A 25,289-nucleotide genomic window follows, 5' to 3' on the forward strand; every position below is an offset into this window, starting at 1 on the left:
TATATTCGTGTATACAGCGATAGCCGTAAAAAAGACCCGAAATCTCCCTCCCCGGAGATGGTCGGATCCCTGGTGCTTACGGATACCTGACCCGGCAGACAAGCCGGGCCGGGGCGAATACTAGCTGCGAGGGACGTGCGCTGACAACGCTATATATGAAAATACATAGCGGTGAGGTCGCAATCGTGCTCATCCAGGTCGCGGCCTGATTCCATGGGACTTCGGGCCTGGGCCAGGCGGGCACCTGATATTTTTGTCAGTTGTGCGGTTTTTCGTGCGGCCCTTCAATGACTCCTCGTTCCACCCGAGTCGTTGTTTCCAGTCGCTAACGGAGAGCACCCGTCATGACCATCCAGGAACCCCTCGATTCCGGCAGTCTTCTTCACCGGATCGCCTTGTTCAGCCAGCAGATCCGCGCCCGCTCGGGCGACAGCCTGGCCCTCGATCCCTTGTACATCCCGGCCCTGATCACGCCGATGCAGACGCCCGGCGCCGATGGCGGGCTCAATGACGCCGCCTTGAGTCAGCATGCCGATGGCTTGCTGGTACTGGTGCAGCCCTACAGCAACATGCGCGCCGGTGACTGGGTCGATGTCTACTGGGGTGACGATGCGGCGTCGGCAGCATCGGGGCTGGTGCTGGAGGAGCATATCGGCGCCAGCTTCGCCTTGTTCGTCAACGCCAGCAAGATTCCGGAAGGCCTGCACAAGGTGCACTACACCGTCACCCGCTCCGGCAGTGGCAACAAGGAGCTGTCGCTGGAACTGCAGATACTGGTGCGCCGCGCCCAGCCCGGTGGCACCGACCCCGAGCCGGACCTGCCGGGCCATCAGAACCTCGCGCCGCCAGCACCGGAACTGCCACCCAGTGGCATTATCGACGAAGAGGCGGCCCGCAACGGCGTGAAAGTCAGCATCGCCCCGTACCCCAACATGCGTGAATACGACCGCATCACCCTGAGCTGGGGCGGTGAACTCGTTACGCACGCGGTGAAGGCCGCCGAGGTGGGGCAGGCGGTGGAAATCATCGTGCCTGAAGCCGTGATTCTCAAGGCCGGCGACAGTGACGAACTGGTGCTGGTCTACCGGGTGATGGACGAGGTGCACAATCAGTCCAGCGACTGGTCACCGCGCAGCCATGTGATGGTGGAAGTGGATGGCAGCCGACCGGATGCCCCGCTGATCGTCAACCCTGACGACAACGCCGATCCGTACGATGTGATCGACCTGGACAAGCTGGGTGATGACGACCTTCCCGTGGAGGTCATCGTGGTCCGCGACGGCGGCATCGCCGTGGGTGACAGTGTGACGCTGACCTGGGTCGGTACCACGGCCCAAGGCCAGGAAATCAGCTACACCTCCGAGCCGCAGAACGTCCAGCGGATTCCCGCAGTGCTGAGCTTCGAAGTGCCCAATGCCGATGTGCGCGGACTGGGCCATGGCCGTGGCGTGGCGGCTTACAAGGTCAGCCGCAGCGATGGCAGCGACGTCACCTCCAAGCGCGCGTTCGTCAGCTTCATCGGCGTGGAGCAGCAACTGCCCAAGCCCACGGTCAGTGAAGCGGTGGGTGGCAGCCTTGACCCCGACTTGCCCCAGGCCACGGTGGTGGTACCCGGTGCGGCGCTGCAGGCTTCGGATATGGTGGAATTCACCTGGCTGGGCATTCAGGCCAGCGGCAGCCCGCTGTTGTACACCGCGCGACGCCCCGTGAGCAGCGGCGGCACGGGCTCCCCCTTGGTGTTCACCGTCCTGGCCGACTACCTCAAGCCGCTGGATGGCGGGCGGCTGGAGGTCTACTACGAAATTCTGCGCTCCGGCCTGGACGCACCGCTGAAGTCCGAGCGCGAGCACCTGCAGGTGGGCGAAGCACAGCACGCCCTGCCGGCGCCCGGCGTGACCCCGCCGGCCAGCGACGGCTGGCTCGACCCGGACCTGCTGCCCAACGGCGTGGACGTGGTGATCGCGCCGTACGCCAACATGCGTGTGGGGCAGACCGTGCACATGGAATGGCGGGCCACGGTGGGCAGCGGCACGTCCGACTTCATGGCGATCAACGAATTCCTGGTGGGCCATCCGCTGCCGTTCGGCATCGGGCAGGCGCAGTTGCAAGAAAACGCCGAGGGTGAGGTCGAAGTGTGGTACCGCGTGGAAGAGCCGGGCCAGCCGACACGACGGTCGCAAAGCCTGCACCTGAAGATCGGCAAGGAGCAGGAAGAGGATGCACCGCTGATCGCACCGGTAGTGCTGGAAGCGGTGGATGGACTGCTCGATCCGTTGAAGGGTGCGACGGTGCGGGTGAGTTATGCGGACATGGTGCCGGAAGACATACTGGCCATCACCTGGGGCTTTGTGGGTGAGAAGCCTCTCTATGACAGCACACAGCAACCGGGCAGCACGCAGGGGTATGTGGACTTCCCGGTGCCAGCGGATGTGCTGCAAGCCAGTGATGGCCACGGGATACAGGTGTTTTACGCGCGAGTTCGTAAAGGCCAGAGCCGGCTTTCAGAGGAACTGAGGCTGGTAGTAATGGAAATCCCGCCGGAAGGTTTGCCGACGCCGGTCATTGTGCAGGCCAAGGAGGGTGGGCTTGACCTCACGAGCTTTAACGGAAATGCCGATGTGACGGTTGAGCCGTGGCAGGAAATTGCGGTGGGTCAATATTACTGGTTGCGAGCCTACGGGACGAAGCAAGACGGTACCGCCCATACCATCGATCTTGCAGTGGGCCAGACGGTCACGGCGGCAGATATTGCTGGAGGGCTAAAGCTGGTCCTTGCCAGAAGTGAGTTGATACTGCTGGGCAATTACAGTGAGTTGCGGGTCGAGCTGAAAGTGGCTCTGAGTGGTGGTAGTAATGAAGATCTGGCGACACGGTTCCCGCTATTGGTTGTGACGGTGCGAGTGGAAAAGCGAACCATTCATGAGAACTTCAATGATCTGCCTCCTCAGAAGATCAACTACCTGGAGTCTATTAATACCTCAACGATGACGATCACGCTTTTTACGCCTAGTTCTTGGGCTGAGGTTATACAGGTCTCTGGTAATCAGCCTCACATGGATGGCATGCTTTTGAGTTCGGTCATAGCGATTTCCATGGCGCTGAAGTTCCAATGTAGGGCTGTAGAATTTTCTGCGACTTATCATCCTTGGTACCCGACAATCTGTAGTTTTTATAACGCACAGGGTTTGGAAATCGGGCGGTTCCGTCAACAGTCCGGGTCGGCGGGTGGGAGTTTTAGATATACATACACCGCGCCTCCAGGTCAGTTCTTTTCAACTATGGTAATGGAGACATCAGGAACAGGTGCGTATCTTGATAATCTGATCTTCGAACTTTGAACTTCAGAGGTCGGCTTCTGCAGCTTAGGCTGCAGGGCCGATTTTTCTTTATATGAAATAGAAGCATGCGCCAGTAGTGCTGCTAAGCGTATGAGAAGATAGTTTTCCTAATCTAGGGGGGTACCTGATATTTTTGTCAGTTGTGCGATTCCCCGCGCGGCTCTTCAATGACTCCTCGTTCCACCCGAGTCGTTGTTCCCAATCGCTAGCGGAGAGCACCCGTCATGACCATCCAGGAACCCCTCGATTCCGGCAGTCTTCTTCACCGGATCGCCTTGTTCAGCCAGCAGATCCGCGCCCGCTCGGGCGACAGCCTGGCCCTTGATCCCTTGTACATCCCGGCCCTGATCACGCCGATGCAGACCCCCGGCGCCGATGGCGGCCTCAATGATGCCGCCTTGAATCAGCACGCCGATGGCCTGCTGGTGCTGGTGCAGCCCTACAGCAACATGCGCGCCGGTGACTGGGTCGATGTCTACTGGGGTGACGATTCGGCCTCGGCGGCATCGGGGCTGGTTCTGGAAGAGCATATCGGCGCCAGCTTTGCCCTGTTCGTCAACGCCAGCAAGATTCCCGAAGGCCTGCACAAGGTGCACTACACCGTGACCCGCTCCGGCAGTGGCAACAAGGAGCTATCGCTGGAGCTGCAGATATTGGTACGCCGCGCCCAGCCCGGCGGCACCGACCCTGAACCGGACCTGCCAGGCCATCAGAACCTCGCTCCGCCTGCGCCGGAACTGCCACCCAGCGGCATTATCGACGAAGAAGCCGCACGCAACGGCGTCAAGGTCAGCATCGCGCCCTATCCCAACATGCGCGAATATGACCGCATCACCCTGAGCTGGGGCGGGGAACTCCTTACACACGCAGTAAAGGCCGCCGAGGTGGGGCAGGCCGTGGAAATCACCGTGCTTGAAGCGGTGATTCTCAAGGCCGGCGACAGTGACGAACTGGTGCTGGTCTATCGGGTGATGGACGAGGTGCACAACCAATCCAGCGACTGGTCGCCACGCACCCATGTGATGGTGGAAGTGGATGGCAGCCGGCCGGATGCGCCTTTGATCGTCAACCCCGACGACAATGCCGATCCGTACGATGTGATCGACCTGGACAAACTGGGCGATGACGACCTTCCCGTGGAGGTCATCGTGGTCCGCGACGGCGGCATCGCCGTGGGTGACAGTGTGACGCTGACCTGGGTCGGTACCACGGCCCAAGGCCAGGAAATCAGCTACACCTCCGAGCCACAAAACGTCCAGCGAATTCCCGCAGTGTTGAGCTTCGAAGTGCCCAATGCCGACGTCCGGGGACTGGGCCATGGCCGCGGCGTAGCGGCTTACAAAGTCAGCCGCAGCGATGGCAGCGACGTCACCTCCAAGCGCGCGTTTGTCAGCTTCATCGGCGTGGAACAGCAATTGCCAAAACCGTCGGTCAGCGAAGCGGTAGGCGGCAGCCTCGACCCCGACTTGCCTCTTGCCACCGTCGTGGTCCCCGGCGCGGCCCTGCAGGCCGGGGACTGGGTAACGATGACCTGGCTGGGTACGCTGGCCAGTGGTAGCCCGCTGCTGCACACCGAAGCGCGCTCAGTCAGTGCCGGCGGAGTAGGCAAACCCCTGCCTTTCACCGTCCAGGCCAACTACATCAAACCGCTGGAAGGTGGTCGGCTGGAGGTCTACTACGAAATTCGCCGCTCCGGTCTGGACGCACCGCTGACGTCCGAGCGCGAGCACCTGCAGGTCGGCGAAGCACAGAACGCACTACCGGCTCCGGATGTGAGCCCGGCGGCCAGCGATGGCTGGCTCGACCCGGACCTGCTGCCCAACGGCGTGGACGTGGTGATCGCGCCCTATACCAACATGCGCGACGGGCAGACCGTGCACCTGGAATGGCGAGCCACGGCGGGAAGCAACTTCAGCGACTCCATGCCGATCAACGAATTCACGGTTGGCAAACCGGTACGCTTCCTGGTCGATGGCGAACAGTTGCGGGACAACCTCGACGGCGAAGTGGAGGTGCTGTACCGGGTGGAAGAGCCGGGCCAGCCGACGCGCTACTCGGAAAGCCTGCGGCTGAAGATTGGCAAGGAACAGGAAGAGGATGCGCCGCTGCTCGCGCCGGTGGTGCTGGAAGCGGTGGATGGACTGCTCGATCCGCTGAAGGGCGCGACGGTGCGGGTGAGTTATGCGGACATGGTGCCGGATGACATTCTGGCCATCACCTGGGGCTTTGTGGGCGAGAAGCCTCTTTATGACAGCACACAGCAACCGGGCAGCACGCAGGGGTACGTGGACTTCCCGGTGCCGGCGGATGTGTTGCAGGCCAGTGACGGTCACGGAATTCAGGTGTTTTACGCGCGAGTTCGTAAAGGCCAGAGTCGGCTTTCAGATGAACTGAGGCTGGTGGTCATGGAAATCCCGCCGGAAGGTTTGCCGATGCCGGTGATTCCGCAGGTCAAGGACGGGTTGCTCAATCTTCAGGACTTCAATGGCGATGCTGTAATCACCGTGGAGCCATGGTCTGGGATCGCCGCCGGTCAGCGTTACTGGTTGCGCGCTTACGGCACTGACAAGGAGGGTGGAGCCCACAACGTCGAGCTGGCCATAGCCGAAGCAGTGACGTCGGCGGAAGTCGCCGGTGGGCTGAGAGTGTTCCTGCCCAGAAGCGATTTGCTGTTATTGCGCAATTACAGCGAGCTGAAAGTCGAGCTTAAAGTGGCGCTCAATGGCGGTGATCAGGAAAGTGCGGCTTCACGGTTCCCGATTTTGAGTGTCCCTGTTCGCTCAGAGCATAATCTAATTGTTGAGAAATTTGATAAATATGGAACTCAACAAATTTACTATGGTGAAGTTATCGATATTCCAACGATGGATATTACGGTTCTAGATGCTGCTGGGAATGCCAGTGTAACAGGGACAGTGCCTATGTTGGCTGGTTACAAGTCTTATCGCCTAAATCTGAAATTCGAGTGTCGGCACCTTGTCTTCACCGCGTATCGCTACACGCAGCATTCGATTACTTATGTTTTCTATGACCCCCAAGGCTCTGAACTGGGCAAGATTATCCTGTCTGGCGAGGCTGGTTACCAGCACCACGAATTCACAGCGTCGATTGGAAGATTTATTTCCAGGATAGAAGCTATTAGCCCTAGTGTGTCATCGTTCAGAAACATGATATTTGAGCTTTAATACCTGAAGGCTGGCCCTGTCCATTTTCAATGGCCGGGGCCATTTATACGCGTTATTAATATATCCGCTTTCACAGTGCCTTCCATAAATCCTCAGCACAGCCGACGATTGCACCTTTCACATCCACTCCGCCTCGGTTCTAGGCAGCCACCTGATATTTTTGTCAGTTGTGCGATTCCCCGCGCGGCCCTTCAATGACTCCTCGTTCCATCCGAGTCGTTGTTTCCAGTCGCTAACGGAGGGCACCCGTCATGACCATCCAGGAGCCCCTCGATTCCGGCAGCCTGCTTCACCGGATTGCCTTGTTCAGCCAGCAGATCCGCGCCCGCTCGGGCGACAGCCTGGCCCTCGATCCGTTGTACATCCCGGCCCTGATCACGCCCATGCAGACCCCCGGCGCCGATGGCGGCCTCAACGACGCCGCCTTGAGTCAGCACGCCGATGGCCTGCTGGTGCTGGTGCAGCCCTACAGCAATATGCGTGCGGGTGACTGGGTCGATGTCTACTGGGGTGACGACTCGGCCTCGGCGGCGTCGGGCCTGGTTCTGGAGGAACATATTGGCGCCAGCTTTGCCTTGTTCGTCAACGCCGGCAAGATTCCCGAAGGCCTGCACAAGGTGTATTACACCGTCACCCGCTCGGGCAGTGGCAACAAGGAGCTGTCCCTGGAGCTGCACATACTGGTACGCCGCGCCCAGCCCGGTGGCACCGACCCCGAGCCGGACCTGCCAGGCCATCAGAACCTCGCTCCGCCAGCACCGGAACTGCCACCCAGCGGCATCATCGACGAGGAGGCCGCCCGCAACGGCGTCAAGGTCAGCATCGCCCCGTACCCCAATATGCGCGAGTACGATCGCATCACCCTGAGCTGGGGCGGCGAAATCCTTACGCACGCGGTGAAGGCCGCCGAGGTGGGGCAGGCCGTAGAAATCACCGTGCCTGAAGCGGTGATCCTCAAGGCCGGCGACAGTGACGAACTGGTGCTGGTCTACCGGGTGATTGACGAAGTACACAATCAGTCCAGCGACTGGTCGCCGCGCAGTCATGTGATGGTGGAAGTCGACGGCAGCCGGCCGGATGCGCCTTTGATCGTCAACCCCGACGACAATGCCGATCCGTACGATGTGATCGACCTGGACAAACTTGGCGATGGCGACCTGTTTGTCGACGTGATGGTGATTCGCGATGGTGGAATCGCGGTGGGCGACAGCGTGACGCTGACTTGGATCGGCACCACCGCTCAGGGGCAAGAGATCAGCTACACCTCGGAGCCGCAGAACGTCCAGCGGATTCCCGCAGTGCTGAGCTTCGAAGTGCCCAATGCCGACGTCCGCGGATTGGGACATGGCCGTGGCGTGGCGTCTTACAAGGTCAGCCGCAGTGATGGCTCTGACGTGACCTCCAAGCGCGCCTTCACCAGTTTCATCGGTGTGGAACAGAAGCTGCCCAAGCCCACGGTCAGCGAAGCGGTGGGTGGCAGCCTCGATCCCGACTTGACCCAGGCCACGGTGGTGGTGCCCGGCGCGGAGCTGCAGGCCGGGGACTGGGTAACGATGACCTGGCTGGGCACCCAGGCCAGCGGCAGCCCGCTGCTGCACACGGCCGAGCGGCAGGTCAGTGCCAATGGCGGTGGCAGCCCGATGCGCTTCTCCGTGCCAGGCAGCTACATCAAGCCACTCGATGGCGGGCGGCTGGAGGTCTCCTACGAAATCCTCCGCACGGGCCTGGAGGCACCGCTTACGTCCGAGCGCGAGCACCTGCAGGTTGGCGAGGCGCAGAACGCACTGCCGGCGCCCACCGTAAACCCGGCGGCCGTCGATGGCTGGCTCGACCCGGACCTGCTGCCCAATGGCGTGGACGTGGTGATTACGCCGTACTCCAACATGCGTGCCGGCCAGAGCGTGCACCTGGAATGGCGGGCCACGGTGGGAGGCCATTTCACCGATTACATGCTGCTCAACGAATTCTCGGCGGGCAAGCCGATACTGTTCCGAATCGAGCAAGAGCAACTGCAAGACAACGCCGAGGGCGAGGTGGAGGTGTGGTTCCGGGTGGAAGAGCCGGGCCAGCCGACGCGACGCTCGCAAAGCCTGCACCTGAAGATCGGCAAGGAACAGGAAGAGGATGTACCGCTGCTCGCACCGGTGGTGCTGGAAGCGGTAGATGGATTGCTCGATCCGTTGAAGGGGGCGACGGTGCGGGTGAGTTATGCGGACATGGTGCCGAGCGACGAACTGGCCATTGCGTGGGGGCTGGTTGGCGAGGAGCCTTTTTACGTAAGCGAGCCGCAAGCGGGCAGTACGCAAGGGTACGTGGACTTCCCCGTGCCGGCGGAGGTACTGCAAGCCAGTGATGGTCATGGCGTACAGGTGTTTTACGCGCGGGTTCGTAAAGGCCAGAACCGGCTTTCACAGGATCTGAAACTGGTGGTCATGGAAATTCCGCCGGAAGGTTTGCCGACGCCGGTCATTGTCCAGGTCGAGGACGGGCTGCTCAACCTTCAGGACTTCAATGGCGATGCAGAAATCACCGTGGAGCCATGGACGGGGATCAGTGTCGGTCAGCGTTATTGGTTGCGCGCCCACGGCACTGACAAAGACGGTGTAGCGCACATTGTCGAGCTGGCGTTGGCTGCAACCGTAACATCGGCAGAAGTAGCCGTTGGAGTGAAAGTATTCCTGCCCAGAAGCGATTTGCTGTTGTTGCGCAACTACAGCGAGCTGAAAGTCGAAATGAAAGCGGCGCTCAATGGCGGCGACCAGGAAAGTGCGGCTTCACGGTTCCCGATTTTGAGTGTCCCAGTTCGGTCAGAGCATAATCTTATTGTTGAGAGGTTTGAGAAATACGGATCTAAGCAAATTTATTATGGGGAGCCTCTTGATATCGATACGATGGAAATCTCGGTGTTGAATGCTCAAGGGAGTGCCTCTCTTGGGTCGAGATATCTGATAGGGAATAGAACGATTCGCCTTGAACTGAAGTTCCGATGCTGGCGCGTGAACTTTACTAACTTCCGAAGTTCAATCTATGCGGCTGTTTACGTGTTTTATAATGCTCAGGGGGTTGAGCTTGGTAGGTGGAGTGTCACTTTGGGCACGCCACTGTACTCTGACGTTGAATTTAAAGCAAAAAATGGTGATTTAATTTCCAGGATAGAGGCGGTTGGCTCAAGTAGTTCGTGGACGGAAAACATGATTTTTGAGCTTTAACTCCTGAAGGCTTGCCCCGTCTATTTTCAATGGTCGGGGCCATTTATACACGTTCTTCAATATCCACTTTCACAGTGACCTCCATAAATCCTCTGCACAGCCGACGATTGCGTCCTTCCACATCCACTCCGTCTCGCTTCCGGCCCAGCACCTGATATTTTTGTCAGTTGTGCGATTCCCCGCGCGGCTCTTCAATGACTCCTCGTTCCACCCGAGTCGTTGTTCCCACCCGCTAGCGGAGAGCACCCGTCATGACCATCCAGGAACCCCTCGATTCCGGCAGTCTTCTTCACCGGATCGCCTTGTTCAGCCAGCAGATCCGCGCCCGCTCGGGCGACACGCTGGCCCTCGATCCGTTGTACATCCCGGCCCTGATCACCCCCATGCAAACCCCCGGTGCCGATGGCGGGCTCAATGATGCCGCCTTGAGTCAGCACGCCGATGGCCTGCTGGTGCTGGTGCAGCCCTACAGCAATATGCGTGCGGGTGACTGGGTCGATATCTACTGGGGTGACGATTCGGCCTCGGCGGCCTCGGGGCTGGTTCTGGAAGAACATATCGGCGCCAGCTTCGCCTTGTTCGTCAATGCCGGCAAGATTCCGGAAGGCCTGCACAAGGTGCATTACACCGTCACCCGCTCGGGCAGCGGCAACAAGGAGCTCTCGTTGGAGCTGCAGATACTGGTACGCCGCGCCCAGCCCGGTGGCACCGATCCCGAACCGGACCTGCCAGGTCATCAGAACCTCGCTCCGCCAGCACCGGAACTGCCACCCAGCGGCATCATCGACGAAGAGGCCGCCCGTAATGGGGTCAAGGTCAGCATCGCGCCCTATCCCAACATGCGCGAGTACGACCGCATTACCCTGAGCTGGGGCGGTGAACTCGTTACGCACCAGGTGAAGGCCGCCGAGGTGGGGCAGGCGGTGGAGATCACCGTGCCTGAAGCCGTGATTCTCAAGGCCGGCGACAGTGACGAACTGGTGCTGGTCTACCGGGTGATGGACGAGGTGCACAACCAATCCAGCGACTGGTCGCCACGCAGTCATGTGATGGTGGAAGTCGACGGCAGCCGGCCGGATGCGCCTTTGATCGTCAACCCCGACGACAATGCCGATCCGTACGATGTGATCGACCTGGACAAACTGGGTGATGACGACCTTCCCGTGGAGGTCATCGTGGTTCGCGATGGCGGCATCGCGGTGGGTGACAGCGTGACACTCACCTGGATCGGCACAACGGCCCAAGGCCAGGAAATCAGCTACACCTCCGAACCGCAGAACGTTCAGCGGATTCCCGCAGTGCTGAGCTTCGAAGTGCCCAATGCCGATGTCCGCGGACTGGGCCACGGCCGTGGCGTAGCGGCTTACAAGGTCAGCCGCAGCGATGGCAGCGACGTGACCTCCAAGCGCGCCTTCGCCAGTTTCATCGGAGTGGAACAGCAGCTGCCCAAGCCTACGGTCACCGAAGCGGTAGGCGGCAGCCTTGACCCCGACTTGCCTCTTGCCACCGTCGTAGTGCCCGGCGCGGCGCTGCAAGCCGGGGACTGGGTAACGATGACCTGGCTGGGTACGCTGGCCAGTGGTAGCCCGCTGTTGCACACCGAAGCGCGCTCGGTCAGTGCCGGCGGAGTAGGCAAACCCCTGCCTTTCACCGTTCAGGCCAACTACATCAAACCGCTGGAAGGCGGTCGGCTGGAGGTCTACTACGAAATTCGCCGCTCCGGTCTGGACGCACCGCTTACGTCCGAGCGTGAGCATCTGCAAGTGGGCGAAGCACAGAACGCACTACCGGCCCCGGATGTGAGCCCGGCGGCCAGCGATGGCTGGCTCGACCCGGACCTGCTGCCCAACGGCGTGGACGTGGTGATCGCGCCTTACACCAACATGCGCGACGGGCAAACCGTGCACCTGGAATGGCGAGCCACAGCGGGAAGCAACTTCAGCGACTCGATGCCGATCAACGAATTCACGGCTGGCAAACCGGTACGTTTCCTGGTCGATGGCGAACAATTGCGGGACAACCTCGACGGCGAAGTGGAGGTGCTGTACCGGGTGGAAGAGCCGGGCCAGCCGACGCGTTACTCGGAAAGCCTGCGGCTGAAGATCGGCAAGGAACAGGAGGAGGATGCACCGCTGCCCGCAGCGGTGGTGCTGGAAGCGGTGGATGGATTGCTCGATCCGCTGAAGGGCGCCACGGTGCGTGTGAGCTATGCGGATATGGTGCCGGAAGACATTCTGGCCATCACTTGGGGCTTTGTGGGTGAGAAGCCTCTTTATGACAGCACACAGCAACCGGGCAGCACGCAGGGGTACGTGGACTTCCCGGTGCCGGCGGATGTGTTGCAGGCCAGTGACGGTCACGGAATTCAGGTGTTTTACGCGCGAGTTCGTAAAGGCCAGGGCCGGCTTTCAGAGGAATTGAGGCTGGTGGTCATGGAAATCCCGCCGGAAGGTTTGCCGACGCCGGTCATTCCACAGGTCAAGGAGGGGCTGCTCGATCTTCATGACTTCAATGGCGATGCAGAAATCACCGTTGAGCCATGGACGGGGATCAGCGCCGGTCAGCGTTACTGGCTGCGCGCTTACGGCACCGACAAGGAGGGGGGCGCGCACATCGTCGAACTGGTAATAGCCGAAGCAGTGACGTCGGGGGAAGTCACCGCGGGCCTGAAGGTATTCCTGCCGCGAAGTGATTTGCTGTTGTTACGCAACTACAGCGAGCTGAAAGTTGAACTGAAAGCGGCACTCAATGGCGGAGATCAGGAAAGTGCGGCTTCACGCTTCCCGATTTTGAGTGTCTCTGTTCGGTCGGAGCATAATCTGATTTTCGAGAAATTTGATAAACACGGAGATCACTCGATTACTTATGGTGGGTTGATAGAACTTCCTACAATGGATATTACAGTGGAGGATGTTGCTGGCTCGGCTAGAATAGTAGCAGCAGGGCCACGCATGGATGGTCGTAGATCCATTCGTCTGGATTTGAAATTTGAGTGTCGTCGGGTTAATTTTTCAAGTATGACGGGCCAGTACTATTGGGCTACTTACATATTCTATGATGCGCAGGGTACGGAACTGGGAAGGGAGCGTGCCATAGGGTCAAGTAGCCAAATAAGAATCGAATTTAAGGCGCCTAGCGGAAAATTCATCTCCAGAATAGAGGGGGTAAATGACAGGCCCGTTGAAAACTATATGTGGTTCACTGACATGATTTTTGATATTTGAAGTTCGGCCCCGTCCGTTTTTAATGGGCGGGGCCATTTTATCCATCCTCTTCATACTCCAATTTCGTCAGCCCGAGTGCAGCAAGTTACCGAAGTCTCAGGCGTTTCCCGACTGACCGTTGCCGGAGGCCGGCAACCTAGCATTCGCACACGCCCCAGCCTGATCCACCAACCACTGCCTTACCACCGCCTGTGCCCCGACGTGACGCGCCTTGCGCGGCCACACCAGATAAAAGCCCGTGTCCAACTGCAACGGCTGCTCGGTAAGGCTGCGCAAACGACCGGCGCGAATATCATCCTGAACGAAAAAGTGACTGGCCAGCGCCAGGCCCTGACCCGCGATGGCCGCCTCGATGGCCAGCGAGGTCTGGTTGAATCGCATGTTCTTCGGTGTGTTCGCCAGGGGCTGTTCGAAGAACCGCGCGATGAATTGCGGCCAGAGGTTGTGGGCATCGTGGAGCAGCATGAAATGCTGCAAGTCGCTGACCTGCCGTGGCATGCCCTGGCTGTCCAGCAGGGCCGGGCTGCCCACGGCGACGATGTGCTGATCGAACAGCGGCTCGGCATTGAGCCCCGCCCCGAAGGGCGGCCGGCCATACCGCACGGCGATGTCGACGCCATCGGTGTGGAAATGCGACAGCCGCTCGGTGGCCAGCACCCGCAGGTCGATCTGCGGGTGGGCCTCGGTGAATGCGGCCAGCCGCGGGATCAGCCAGCGCGAGGCGAAGCTGGGTGTCACGCTGATGGTCAGGTGAGTGGGCTCGGGGCGCAGGGCGCGGGTGGCTTCGTCGATCAGTTCGAAAGCCTTGCGCAGGCTGGCGGCGTAGGTGCGTCCGTTGTCCGTCAGCGCCAGGCCGCGGGGCAGGCGCTCGAACAGCTTGAGGCCGAGGCTGGCCTCGAGCCCGCGGATCTGCTGCGCCACCGCGGCCTGGGTCACGCCCAGCTCTTCGGCGCCCAGGCGAAAGCTGGCGTGCCGCGACACCACGTCGAACACCCGCAGGGCGTTGAGGGAAGGGCCGGAATCGAGTGCCATGAGGGTGTGTTCGCCAGGGAAAAGACCTGAACGAAGCTACCGCCATGGCGCGGCGAAGAACAGGGCAGGCAGTAGAAAAACTTTCGTCCGGGCCGCTGGTGGCTCCGGGTCATGGCGCCTACACTGGTCGCCTATCTTCCAGCGCTCGCCCGTCATGCTCCGTACCGTCACCGACCTCGACCTGCGCCTGTTGCGCATCTTCACCACTGTGGTGCGATGCGGCGGCTTTACGGCGGCCCAGGCCGAACTGAACATGAGCCAGTCCAATATCAGCATGCACATCGGCAGCCTGGAAAAACGCCTGGGCTATCGCCTGTGCGAGCGGGGCAAGGGCGGCTTTCGCCTGACCGCCAAGGGCCGGCGCATTCTCGAGGCCTCCCGGGCAATGTTCGACGCCATCGGCCTGTTTCGCGACGAGGCCCAGGCGCTGTCGGGCAATCTGGTGGGCGATCTGTACGTGGGCCTGGCAGACAACGTCGCCACCTTGCCCCAGGCACGCTTCGGCGAGGCGCTGGCCACCTTCCATCGCCGCGAGCAGGACGTGCAGTTGAACCTCTACGTCAATTCGCCCACCGAGCTTGAGCTGGCGGTGATCGACGGGCAACTGGACCTGGCGGTGTCGTACTTCAGCCGGTCCCGGCCAAGCCTGGATTACCTGCCGCTGTACCGTGAAGAAATCGGGGTGTTCTGTGGCGACCGGCATCCGCTGTTCGACGAAGCCGAACCGGCGCTGGACAGCATTGCTGCGTGCAACTGGATCAGCCACGGTTTCCTCCCGGAAAACCAGGCGCTGCCGCTGCGCCCCGAGCGCAGCCGGGCCACGGCCTACCATATGGAAGCCGTGGCCCATGCGGTCCTGGCCGGGACCCACCTGGGCTACCTGCCGACCCACTACGCGCAGATCTGGATCGAGCGCGGACGGATGCGCGCCTTGCAGCCGCAGCACCTGCGCTACGAAGTGGAGCACAGCATGATTACCTACGGCGGACGCCCGCGCAGCGAGGCGGCGCGGGCGTTCATCGAAGACCTGCTCAGGGTGCACGGGTTGGCCATCTGACCGCGTGCTTGCAGCGGTTCAACCGGCCAGGATGCCCGCCACCGCATTGCGGTAGATCCGTGAATAGTCCGCCGCCGTGAGGGGCAAGGCATTGGTGTCCGAGGACGATACATCTGCCACGGCCAGCTCACCCACTTGCGCCGCGTCCTCGCCGGTCAGCCCCAGTTGCGCCAGGCTCGCCGGAATGCCCACCCGCTGGCGCAGCTCCAGCACCCAGGCCAGCAGCCCGTCGAAGCTGGGGTCGTCCAGTTCCAGGTAGCGCGCCAGCCGCGCCGCGTCGCGCTCGATGGCGCTGCGATTGGCCACCAATACGTAAGGCAACAACACGCCATTGAGCAACCCGTGGTGCAGGTGATGGCGCGCGCCCAGCGGGTGGGCGAGGGCATGCACGCCGCCCAGGCCCTTCTGGAACGCCACCGCGGCACTGGCCGAGGCCACCAGCATGCCTTCGCGGGCGATCAGGTCGTTGCCATCGCGCACGGCGTTTTCCAGGTGCAGTTTGACCTGGCGCACACCTTCCACGGCAATGCCGGCCGACATCGGGTGATGCAGCGGCGAGAACAGCGCCTCCAGGTGATGGGTGAGGGCGTCCATGCCGGTGGCGGCGGTGAGGTTCGCGGGCAGGCCGGTGGTCAGCGCCGGGTCGAGGATCACGCTGCGCGCCAGCAGTTCACGGTGACCGATGACCTTCTTCACGCCTTGCGCGGTGTCGGTGAGCACCGCCTCGCGGCCCAGCTCCGAGCCGGTGCCCGCGGTGGTTGGCAGGGCAATCAGCGGCGGCAGTTGCAACGCCGGGTAGTCGCCGAGGGTCGGATAGTGGGCCAGCATCTGCGCCCATTCGAAGCGCTCCAGGCCATCGGGGTCGCGGCTGAGCAGGGCGATGCCCTTGGCGGCGTCGAGCGCGCTGCCGCCGCCCACGGCGATCAGCGAATCATGCCCGCCGGCGGCGAACGCTGCCGCGCCGGCGCGGGCTTCGTCCAGGCTCGGGTTGCCGGACAGGCCGTGGAACAGCCGGTAATCGATGCCCGCAGCGTCCAGGTGGGCGCGCACGGCGAGCAGCGGTGGCAACGTCAGCATGCCGGGGTCGGTCACCAGCAGCGGGCGCTGCATGCCCGCCAGGGCGCAGCGCTGGGCGAGCAGGTCGAGGGCGCCGGTGCCGCAGAAAATCTCGGTGGGGTAGTTCCAGTAATGCAGGGTGGACATGGTCGGTTCCTTCATTCAGGCAGGCGCCCGCCCCACCGGCAGCGGGGCCGGTGTGGTGGGGCGGGGCGCAGAGGGGGGATCAGTCGACGGCGCGACTGGCGAAGCTGAGGCTGGTGGCGATGCGTCGATGGGGCTTGGCCAGCCACAGGTAGGCGAGGCCGAACAGGGCCAGGGCGGAAAACACCACCACCACCGCCCAGACCTGGAACCAGGGGGCGCCGGGTGGGGCCAGCAGTTCACGGGGCCAGGCGACGTTGATCGCCTCGAACAGCAGCCAGCACACCGCGAAGGCATTGATCGCCAAGCCCTTGCGGCCGAGCTGCAGGGCGCCCTTGGCCGGATCCCAGCGTCCGCTGAGACGGGCGTAGAGTGCGCTGACGGTGACGATCAGGAAGACGAAGAAAAAGCCGCCGCTGCCAAAGGCGATCAGCGTGCCGACCGCCGTGGCATTCAGGCCCAGGCCCAGCCCGAGGCTGGCCACCAGCGTGCTGAACACCATCGCCGCCATCGGCACCTTGCGCCGGTCTACCCGGCGCAGCACGGCCGAGCCGGGCAGGATGCCGTCGCGGGCCATGCCGAAGATGGCCCGGCCGATGTAGGTCTGCACCGACACCACGCAGGCGACGAAGGCGATCAGCACGATGGCGACGAAGGGCCGCTCTGCCCAGGCGCCAAGGGCATCCACCACGGCCGGGGTGACCGGATCGACGATCTGCCCGCTGACCACGGCGGCCGGGTCCTTGAACGACAGGGTAACGGCGAAGGCGGTGAGCATCACCGTCAGGCCCACCACCAGCATCGAGCGCAGGATGGCCCGGGGCGTGGACACGCGGGCGTCGGTGGTTTCCTCGGACAGCTGCGAGCAGGCGTCGAAACCGAGGAAGGCCCAGCCACACACCGCCAGCGCGGTGAGCAGGCCGCTCAGGTACGAGCCGTCGGACGCGCTTTCGGCGCCCAGGCTACTGAACAGCAGGCTGAAGTCATGGTTGCGGAAGAACAGCAGCAACACCACGCCGATGCCGATGGAAGCGATGGCCTCGGCGAAGATCCCGGCATTGACGAAGTACTTCAGCGGGTTGATGCCCAGCAGGTTGACCCCCAGCCCCAGGGCCAGCAGCGCTGCACCGCATGCGACCTGGGTGTTGGCCGAAGGCGGTTCGTTGGTGATCAGCAAGCCCAGCCAGAAGCCGCCGAGGTAGGCCACGGTGGTCAGCGAGGCCAGCGCTGCTGCCAGATAGAGGAAACCGGTGAACCAGGCCAGGCGATCACCCACCAGGCGCCGCACCCACTGGTAGCAACCGCCGGCCAGAGGGAACTGCGACGACAGTTCGGCATAGACCAGGGCCACGCTCAGTTGCAGCAACAGGCACAGGGGCACGATCCAGACCCAGGAAGGGCCGATGCTGATGGCGCCGAGGGACATCACCGAATAGATGCCCACCACCGGCGAGATGGTGGCGAAGCCGACGGAAAACGACGACCACAGGCTCAGGCCGCGGTCCAGTTCCTGGCGGTAGCCGTGGCTGGCCAGCAGGTGTTCGTCGGGGTTGGCGGTAACAGGGCGGGCGTCGGTCATGGCGCCCTCCGCAAGGTTTCGGGCATCGAGGGATGCGGGGTGAAAAAGGCGTGGACGGGCATTGGGGGATCCTCGGCAGGTATTGGAGTTGTTATCGAGATCCGGTGCCTCTGTGGACACTCGGTTGCCCCGGGGAGGCCGGGCGGGTTCCGGCTCAGAGTAAGTCGGCATCGCGTCAGGAAAAATTCATGATTGCTTTGGCTGGCATCAGGAAAAACTGATGTTTGTCGGCCGGAGACCTTGGCTGGCGGATCGACAGTATCAAGGGCCCCCTGATACCCTCGCGCGCTTCTGGAAGGCCCTTTTTTGAATAAGGATGTCGTGCAATGGTTGCGTTTTCCCTCGTCAACGGCACCACCCTCGGACCGCTGCTGGTGGTGTGGTTGCTGTTTCTTTTCGGTGCGGCGTTGATCAACCAGTACAGCGGCCGGTTGGTCAATGGTTCCAAGGGGTTCCTGATCCTCCTGGCGGTGTCGATGACCGTCGAGCTGTCGGTGTTGTTGATGGGGCCTGGCGCCAGTGGCTATTCGGTGGGGTATCTGATTGGCAGCTACCTGTTTGTCGCCGCGTTGCCGTTGCTGGTCGCCTGGTGGTTTTCCCGCAAGCGCGGGCGCGCCGGCATCGACCCGGTAACCGGCCTGATGGCCACCACTGGCCTGACCCGCGCGCTGAAGGTTCTGCTCGGCGGGCAGATCTTGCTCAGCCTGGTCGCGGTTGTCAGCTTTGCGATGGAATACCGCCTGGCGGCGGATATCGCCCAGCGCACCGCTGAGACAGCGGCCGATCTGTTGATTCGAAGCATCGAGAATGACCGGCGGCAACGGCTCGTCGAGGTGCTGGGGATGGTGCTGTTCATTGCCACTGCGGTGGTGATGTTCAAGTGGATCTATCGCAGCAACCACAATGCCCGGCAACTGGGCGCGCAGGGCATGCGCTTTACCCCGGGTTGGGCGGTTGGCTGGTTCTTCGTTCCGGTCATGCAATTGTGGAAGCCGTTTCAGGTGGTGAAGGAGGTGTTCCAGGCCAGCCAGAATCCCGAGGATCCGAAGGCTGTGGGGACTGGCAGGTTGCTGCCGTTCTGGTGGAGTGTTTTCGTGCTGGACAAGTTTGTCGGCGGCGTTGCGGATTATTGGGTGGATGTACTGCGGACGTGGGAGACGACTCAGTTCAATGCCCTGGTGCTGGGGGGCTTTCAGGTGACGGAGGTGGTGTTTGCGGCGACTACGCTGGTTCTGGTGAGCCGGGTGTATCGTGCTCAGTCGCTGCGTGGTGGGGAGGTTCGGGCTGGGGTTGGGTTGTCCTTGGGTTGACCCGGGTTTTCTGGTTTTCTGGCTCTTTGGGTTGGTGCTGGTTTTTGTGGGCATATCCGTTATTTTCGGCGACGTTGCCGGCCCGTTCCGCCTTTACGGCGGGTCCCTTTTTTCTTGGAAAAAGGAACCAAAACCGCTGGCTCCCACATACGGCCCTGCGCTTCGCTCCGGGTCCCCTCGCTCCGGTGTCCTCCAGGGGCCGCGCGGCCTACGACTTGCTTCGCCAAGTCTACGACTCGCGCTCTTCGGCTACGCCGAAGGGGGCTGCGCCCCAGCCCCTTCCGAACACCTCCACTCGGCCTCCTGAAGTCGCAGGTTACGGGCGGCGCTCTCACGGCCGGATCTTCGAAATCAAAGGCGGTGCGGACAGCTCGATGTGCTTCCGTTTCTGTTTTTGATCTTGCTTTTGCTCTTGATGCGCGTGAGTCCAGACGCCGCCAATTGCGACTTCAGCCGGCCGAGTGGAGGTGCCTGTAGGGGCCGGGTGCGTAAGCACCCTTCGGCGCAGCCGAAGACGCGAGATGAAGATTTGCGGAGCAAATCGTAGGCCGCGCTGGCCCCGAGAGGTGCCGGAAGGAGGGGACCCGGAGCGAAGCGTAGGGCCGGATGTTGGGAGCGAGCGGTTTTCGTCCATTTTGCCAAGACAAAATGGACTCGCCGTAAAGGCGAAAGGGGCCGGCAGCCTCGCTGCATCAAACGGATAAGCTCTCAAGGGTGCCGGTTTTGGCGCTGGTTTTTTGTGCTGGTTTTTGCAGGCATATCCGTTATTTTCAGCGACGTTGCCGGCCCGTTCCGCCCTTACGGCGGCTTACTTTTGTCTTGTCAAAAGTAAGCAAAACCGCCCGCTCCCACATACGGCCCTACGCTTCGCTCCGGGTCCCCTCGCTCCGGTGTCCTCCAGGGGCCGCGCGGCCTACGACTTGCTTCGCCAAGTCTACGACTCGCGCTCTTCGGCTACGCCGAAGGGGGCTGCGCCCCAGCCCCTTCCGAACACCTCCACTCGGCCTCCTGAAGTCGCAGGTTACGGGCGGCGCTCTCACGGCCGGATCTTCGAAATCAAAGGCGGTGCGGACAGCTCGATGTGCTTCCGTTTCTGTTTTTGATCTTGCTTTTGCTCTTGATGCGCGTGAGTCCAGACGCCGCCAATTGCGACTTCAGCCGGCCGAGTGGAGGTGCCTGTAGGGGCCGGGTGCGTAAGCACCCTTCGGTGCAGCCGAAGACGCGAGATGAAGATTTGCGGAGCAAATCGTAGGCCGCGCTGGCCCCGAAAGGTGCCGGAAGGAGGGGACCCGGAGCGAAGCGTAGGGCCGGATGTTGGGAGCGAGCGGTTTTCGTCCATTTTGCCAAGACAAAATGGACTCGCCGTAAAGGCGAAAGGGGCCGACAGCCTCGCTGCATCAAACGGATAAGCTCACATGGATGTCGGTTTTGGTGTTGGTTTTTGTGCTGATTTTTGCGGGCATATCCGTTATTTTCGGCGACGTTGCCGGCCCGTTCCGCCTTTACGGCGGGTCCTTTTTTCTTGGAAAAAGGAACCAAAACCGCTGGCTCCCACATACGGCCCTACGCTTCGCTCCGGGTCCCCTCGCTCCGGTGTCCTCCAGGGGCCGCGCGGCCTACGACTTGCTTCGCCAAGTCTACGACCCGCGCTCTTCGGCTACGCCGAAGGGGGCTGCGCCCCAGCCCCTTCCGAACACCTCCACTCGGCCTCCTGAAGTCGCAGGTTACGAGCGGCGCTCTCACGGCCGGATCTTCGAAATCAGAGGCTGTGCCGACAGGTCGATCTGCTTCTGCACGTCAGTCCAGACGCCGTAGAAGCGAAAGAGGCCGGCAGCCTCGCTGCATCGAACGGATAAGCCCGCACGGGCTCCGGTTTTGGTGCTGGTTTCGGTACTGGTGGCACAACCAGAACCTAAAAAAACCACCTCCCGTTTCGTGACTTCCTGAAGACGCCACGCGATTCGAGCCCCATGGCCGGAGCACGGTGCAGCGGCTCAGCTAACCTTTGAACTGTTCTGCGATGGCGAACCTCGAAGTGTTGACCCTTCAGGCCCCGCCATCGGGCTTCGCTCGCCTTGCGTGCACAGGGCGCGAAGACCGCGGCACCGGGTGCTGGCTGTCGGTCCAGTGGGCAGGGAATTCACGCCAACCACATCGGGGCTTGCCCCATGGGAGAAAACATGAAGATCGGGATCAAATGGAGAGGGGCGCTCGTCGGGCTGACGTTGCTCTGGGGGTTCACCAGCGCTCAGGCCGAGGAGCCGAAGAAGGTCGACGTGCTGCTGGTGGGCGGCGGCATCATGAGTTCGACCCTGGCGATCTGGCTCAACGAACTGGAACCCGGCTGGTCGATGGAGATGATCGAGCGCCTGGACAAGGTCGCCAACGAAAGCTCCAACGGCTGGAACAACGCCGGCACCGGCCACTCTGCCCTCGCCGAGCTGAACTACACGCCAGAGAAGGACGGCAAGGTCGATATCACCAAGGCCGTGGAAATCAACGAGTCCTTCCAGATCACCCGGCAGTTCCTCGCCTGGCAGGTCAAGAACGGTGTGCTGAAGAATCCCCGGTCGTTCATCAATTCCACGCCACACATGAGCTTTGTCTGGGGTGATGACAATATCCGCTTCCTGAAGAAACGCTACGAAGCGCTGCAGGCCAGCCCGCTGTTCCGGCCGATGCAATATTCCGAGGATCACGAGCAGATCCGCAAATGGGTGCCGCTGATGATGGAGGGGCGCGATCCGCAACAGAAGCTGGCAGTGACCTGGACGCCGATCGGCACCGACGTGAATTTTGGCGAGATCACCCGCCAGTACGTGGCCTATCTGCAAACCCGGCAGAACTTCAGCCTCAAGCTGAGCAGCGAGGTCGAGGACATCAGCCGCAACGCCGACGGCACCTGGCGCGTCGAGTACAAGAACCTCAAGGACGGCAGCAAAGGCGCCACTGATACCAAATTCCTGTTCATCGGTGCCGGGGGGGCGGCGCTGCCGCTGCTGCAGAAATCCGGCATCGCCGAGGCCAAGGATTACGCCGGCTTCCCGGTGGGCGGTTCGTTCCTGGTCACCGATAACCAGGACATTGCCCTCAAGCACATGGCCAAGGCCTACGGCATCGCCTCCACAGGGGCTCCGCCCATGTCGGTGCCGCATCTGGACACCCGGGTCCTGGACGGCAAGCGGGTGATTCTGTTCGGACCGTTCGCGACCTTTTCCACCAAGTTCCTCAAGGAGGGCTCCTACCTTGATTTGATGGCCAGCATGTCGCTGCACAACACCTGGCCGATGGTGCGGGTAGGGGTTCGCGAATTCGACCTGGTGAAATACCTGATCGGCCAGGTGATGCAGTCCGACGACGATCGCTTCGACGCACTGAAAACCTACTTCCCTACGGCGAAGAAAGAAGACTGGCGTCTGTGGCAGGCCGGTCAGCGGGTGCAGATCATCAAGAAAGACGAGAACCAGGGCGGCGTGCTCAAGCTCGGCACCGAAGTCGTGGCGGCCAGGGATGGCAGCATCGCCGGCCTGCTGGGCGCTTCGCCAGGCGCCTCTACCGCGCCGCCGATCATGCTCGACCTGATGCAGAAGGTGTTCAAGGATCGCCTGGCGTCTTCGGCCTGGCAGGAAAAACTCAAGCAGATCATCCCCAGCTACGGCACTCACCTGAACGACGATCCCGAGGCGGTGGCCCGGGAGTGGGCCTACACCAACGAGGTCTTGCAACTGGAACCGGCACCGGGGATCGACAAGCGTCAGGATCCGGCCAACCCGGAGAACATCGACCCCGTGGGCCAGAAGACCGGGAACGCGGATCCGGACCTGAATCCCGAAGGGGAGCAGTGACCGCGATCCCTCGCCGCGGCGCCGCCCGCAGGCCGGACCTGGCGTCAGGCACGGCGCGGCAGCGCGCGGCGGCGGTTCATTGCCCAGTAGCTGCCGATCGCCGTGATCACGCCCACCAACAGCAGCGAGGGCGCCAGCGCGACGCTGTTGTCGAGCAACTGGCGGGCGGTATGCCCCGGCGGATAGCCCACATGCAAGGTGTAGCCGTACAGCGGCGAGACCATGCTGGTGTACTGCTCCAGATCGGGCGCCTCGGTGGTTTCCTGCACCTCGCCGGTGGCGCCGATGCGGTTCGGCCCGAATTGCAGCAGGACGCTGGCCGATTCGTGAAGGCCGCGCAGCAGGCGCTGGAGTATCTGCCCATCTGCCACGGCCAGCACGCCATAGGGGTATTCCTGCAGGCGGTAGAAGAGGATCGCCGAGTCCGGGGTGTTGTCGTTGCCGGGTTCCAGGCGCAGGCGATGGTTGAAGTAGTCGCCCGGGTCTACCAGCAGGCCGGATTCGCCGCGCAAGGTGCTGCAGTAGGCACGGTTTTCCCGCACCAGGGTCAGGGAACGCAACTCGGGGTTCGCCACCACTTCGCTGTACAGCGTCGGCAGGGCCTTGTCGCAGGGGTATTCGGCGAGGTTGAGGACTTTGTTGCTGGCGGCATGCAGTGAGTCGATCAGTTGGTCAACGCTGTGCAACGCCTTCTGGCGGGCGATGACCGCGGAGTCGTCGAGCTTCTTGTCCACTTGCCAGGCCATCACCAGCAAGCCGCATACGACCGGTGACAGACCGACCAGCAAGGTGGTGAACACTTCAAGCAGCACGCGTCCGGAATGAGTAGTGGGAGAGGGCATGATTCACCTGTAGGCAGAGGGCAGGGGCCGACAGGTCAATGACTGTCGGGCCCGGTCCGCTCAGCATAAGTGAGCGCTGTGAGTAAGCCCTGTCAGAGGTGCGGACAGAAGGTGTGAGAAGGGTCGCTTCATGGGCCTGCTCAGGGGCGGCTTTTTCCGCCCAGCGCCTTGACCACCAAGCGACCGACCTCGGCCCCCGAGGCGGGGTTCTGTCCGGTGATCAGCCGGCCCTCCTTCTGGTCGGCGATGGCGAAGGCCTGCCAGGGATCCTCGGCCTTGCGGTACAACCCGCCACGGGCGCTGAGCTCGGTTTCCGTCAGGAATGGCACGACCTTGTCCAGTTCGGCCAGTTGCTCCTCGGTGTTGGAGAAACCGGTCACTTCGCGATCCTTGACCAGCAACGAGTTGTCACTGAGCTTGATGTTCAGAAGCGCCACCGCGCCGTGGCAGACCGACGCCACCACGCCACCGCTCTCGAAGATCTGCCGGGCGATGTCCTGCAGGGCGTGGTTGTCGGGGAAGTCCCAGATCGTGCCATGACCACCGGCGTAATAGATCGCCTGGTAATCGCGGGGGTTGACCTGGCCGGGCGCCAGGGTGGTGCCCAGGCGGTTCATGAACGCCTTGTCGTTGTACCACTGCCAGTCGATGTCCTGGGCCATGCTCAGGCTGTGGGGGTCGATCGGCACGTAGCCGCCGGCTGGACTGACGTAGTCCACCTGGAAACCGGCCTGCTGCACGACATCGGCGAAGTGGACGGCTTCACCCAGCCACAGGCCCGTGGCGCGTTTGAGGGTCGGGTACTTGGCGGTATTGGTCAGTACCACCAGAACGTGCTTGGTCATTGCGGCGCTCCTTTGAGCGAAGGTTGCACGGCGAGCAATCGTGGACGGACAAACGTATTGAGCATAGTCGCCAGGGAAAAGCCCGCCATCGGGCATGGCGATGTGCTAGCGTTCACACTGGAATCCCACAAAAGGAGAGCGGTCATGGCCGATGCCCAGGCGCCATCGCAGGAATTCATGGAAGCCGCCATCGAGGAGGCACGCAAGGGGCTGGCCGAAGGCGGTATTCCCATCGGCTCGGTGATCGTGCACAAGGGCCGCATCATCGGTCGCGGACACAACCGCCGGGTGCAGCAGGGCAGTGTCGTGCTGCATGGCGAAATGGATGCGTTCGAAAATGCCGGACGACAACCTGCCAGCGTCTACGCCGAATCCACCCTCTACACCACCCTGTCGCCCTGCTCGATGTGCAGCGGGGCGATCCTGCTCTATGGCATTCCCGAGGTGGTGATCGGCGAGAACCGCACGTTCCTGGGCGAAGAAGCCTTGCTTGAGCAGCGCGGCGTGAAGGTTTCAGTCGTTCAGAACCAGGCCTGTATCGAGTTGATGCAACAGTTCATCACGGCGCAGCCAACCTTGTGGAACGAAGACATTGGCCAGGAGTCGGACTGCTGAGTAACCGT

General features: G+C 62.0%; 13 protein-coding genes. 8 read left to right on the forward strand and 5 right to left on the reverse strand.

Annotation, left to right across the window (positions count from 1 at the left end):
- Positions 1-344 precede the first annotated feature (344 nt).
- The 4 genes from AC05QJ_RS15415 to AC05QJ_RS15430 all read left to right on the forward strand — a co-directional run bounded on the left by AC05QJ_RS15415 (position 345) and on the right by AC05QJ_RS15430 (position 12,956).
- Positions 345-3,338, forward strand: a complete 2,994-nt coding sequence (locus AC05QJ_RS15415; protein ID WP_476747683.1) for a hypothetical protein — start codon at positions 345-347, stop codon at positions 3,336-3,338.
- Positions 3,339-3,562: 224 nt separating this feature from the next.
- Positions 3,563-6,523, forward strand: a complete 2,961-nt coding sequence (locus tag AC05QJ_RS15420; RefSeq protein ID WP_476747684.1) for a hypothetical protein — start codon at positions 3,563-3,565, stop codon at positions 6,521-6,523.
- A gap of 251 nt (positions 6,524-6,774) precedes the next feature.
- Positions 6,775-9,732 carry a hypothetical protein gene (locus tag AC05QJ_RS15425; RefSeq protein WP_476747685.1) on the forward strand — a complete coding sequence of 986 codons (2,958 nt, stop codon included), beginning with the start codon at positions 6,775-6,777 and terminating at the stop codon, positions 9,730-9,732.
- 251 nt (positions 9,733-9,983) lie between these two features.
- The gene (locus AC05QJ_RS15430; RefSeq protein ID WP_476747686.1) at positions 9,984-12,956 is read left to right on the forward strand and encodes a hypothetical protein; all 2,973 of its coding nucleotides are present in this window, start codon (positions 9,984-9,986) and stop codon (positions 12,954-12,956) included.
- A 96-nt stretch (positions 12,957-13,052) separates the two neighbouring features.
- Here AC05QJ_RS15430 and AC05QJ_RS15435 read toward each other — a convergent pair whose 3' ends face one another.
- Positions 13,053-13,988: a LysR substrate-binding domain-containing protein gene (locus tag AC05QJ_RS15435; protein ID WP_476747687.1), complete on the reverse strand. Its 936-nt coding sequence runs from the start codon at positions 13,986-13,988 to the stop codon at positions 13,053-13,055.
- Between the two features lie 154 nt (positions 13,989-14,142).
- Between AC05QJ_RS15435 and AC05QJ_RS15440 the strand changes: the two genes are divergently transcribed.
- A complete protein-coding gene (locus AC05QJ_RS15440) occupies positions 14,143-15,045 on the forward strand; it encodes a LysR family transcriptional regulator (RefSeq protein ID WP_476747688.1) in 903 nt (300 codons plus the stop codon).
- An 18-nt stretch (positions 15,046-15,063) separates the two neighbouring features.
- Here the strand turns inward: AC05QJ_RS15440 and AC05QJ_RS15445 are convergent, their stop codons facing one another.
- Positions 15,064-16,248 (reverse strand): iron-containing alcohol dehydrogenase, encoded by a 1,185-nt coding sequence (locus AC05QJ_RS15445; RefSeq protein ID WP_476747689.1) that lies wholly within the window; start codon positions 16,246-16,248, stop codon positions 15,064-15,066.
- A gap of 79 nt (positions 16,249-16,327) precedes the next feature.
- On the reverse strand, positions 16,328-17,824 hold the full coding sequence (locus AC05QJ_RS15450) for an APC family permease (RefSeq protein WP_476747690.1): 1,497 nt from the start codon (positions 17,822-17,824) through the stop codon (positions 16,328-16,330).
- Positions 17,825-18,150: 326 nt separating this feature from the next.
- Here AC05QJ_RS15450 and AC05QJ_RS15455 point away from each other — a divergent pair, with 326 nt between their 5' ends.
- Together AC05QJ_RS15455 and mqo are read left to right on the forward strand one after the other, a co-directional pair.
- Positions 18,151-19,134, forward strand: coding sequence for a DUF4328 domain-containing protein (locus AC05QJ_RS15455; RefSeq protein WP_476747691.1), 984 nt, complete (start codon positions 18,151-18,153; stop codon positions 19,132-19,134).
- Between the two features lie 2,180 nt (positions 19,135-21,314).
- Positions 21,315-22,979, forward strand: a complete 1,665-nt coding sequence (gene mqo, locus AC05QJ_RS15460; RefSeq protein WP_476747692.1) for a malate dehydrogenase (quinone) — start codon at positions 21,315-21,317, stop codon at positions 22,977-22,979.
- 44 nt (positions 22,980-23,023) lie between these two features.
- Here mqo and AC05QJ_RS15465 read toward each other — a convergent pair whose 3' ends face one another.
- Together AC05QJ_RS15465 and AC05QJ_RS15470 are read right to left on the reverse strand one after the other, a co-directional pair.
- Positions 23,024-23,821 (reverse strand): CSS-motif domain-containing protein, encoded by a 798-nt coding sequence (locus tag AC05QJ_RS15465; RefSeq protein WP_476747693.1) that lies wholly within the window; start codon positions 23,819-23,821, stop codon positions 23,024-23,026.
- 140 nt (positions 23,822-23,961) lie between these two features.
- On the reverse strand, positions 23,962-24,666 hold the full coding sequence (locus AC05QJ_RS15470) for a type 1 glutamine amidotransferase domain-containing protein (protein WP_476747694.1): 705 nt from the start codon (positions 24,664-24,666) through the stop codon (positions 23,962-23,964).
- Between the two features lie 144 nt (positions 24,667-24,810).
- Here AC05QJ_RS15470 and AC05QJ_RS15475 point away from each other — a divergent pair, with 144 nt between their 5' ends.
- Entirely contained in the window at positions 24,811-25,281 is a 471-nt protein-coding gene (locus AC05QJ_RS15475) for a nucleoside deaminase (protein ID WP_476747695.1), read from the forward strand.
- Positions 25,282-25,289: the final 8 nt, after the last annotated feature.

The organism is Pseudomonas sp. TUM25319 (assembly GCF_056388475.1).

Bases quoted from the DNA above. Each gene is read 5' to 3' on its own strand.
- AC05QJ_RS15415 (WP_476747683.1), top strand. From the start codon at position 345: ATGACCATCCAGGAACCCCTCGATTCCGGCAGTCTTCTTCACCGGATC.
- AC05QJ_RS15420 (WP_476747684.1), top strand. From the start codon at position 3,563: ATGACCATCCAGGAACCCCTCGATTCCGGCAGTCTTCTTCACCGGATC.
- AC05QJ_RS15425 (WP_476747685.1), top strand. From the start codon at position 6,775: ATGACCATCCAGGAGCCCCTCGATTCCGGCAGCCTGCTTCACCGGATT.
- AC05QJ_RS15430 (WP_476747686.1), top strand. From the start codon at position 9,984: ATGACCATCCAGGAACCCCTCGATTCCGGCAGTCTTCTTCACCGGATC.
- AC05QJ_RS15435 (WP_476747687.1), bottom strand. From the start codon at position 13,988: ATGGCACTCGATTCCGGCCCTTCCCTCAACGCCCTGCGGGTGTTCGAC.
- AC05QJ_RS15440 (WP_476747688.1), top strand. From the start codon at position 14,143: ATGCTCCGTACCGTCACCGACCTCGACCTGCGCCTGTTGCGCATCTTC.
- AC05QJ_RS15445 (WP_476747689.1), bottom strand. From the start codon at position 16,248: ATGTCCACCCTGCATTACTGGAACTACCCCACCGAGATTTTCTGCGGC.
- AC05QJ_RS15450 (WP_476747690.1), bottom strand. From the start codon at position 17,824: ATGACCGACGCCCGCCCTGTTACCGCCAACCCCGACGAACACCTGCTG.
- AC05QJ_RS15455 (WP_476747691.1), top strand. From the start codon at position 18,151: ATGGTTGCGTTTTCCCTCGTCAACGGCACCACCCTCGGACCGCTGCTG.
- mqo (WP_476747692.1), top strand. From the start codon at position 21,315: ATGAAGATCGGGATCAAATGGAGAGGGGCGCTCGTCGGGCTGACGTTG.
- AC05QJ_RS15465 (WP_476747693.1), bottom strand. From the start codon at position 23,821: ATGCCCTCTCCCACTACTCATTCCGGACGCGTGCTGCTTGAAGTGTTC.
- AC05QJ_RS15470 (WP_476747694.1), bottom strand. From the start codon at position 24,666: ATGACCAAGCACGTTCTGGTGGTACTGACCAATACCGCCAAGTACCCG.
- AC05QJ_RS15475 (WP_476747695.1), top strand. From the start codon at position 24,811: ATGGCCGATGCCCAGGCGCCATCGCAGGAATTCATGGAAGCCGCCATC.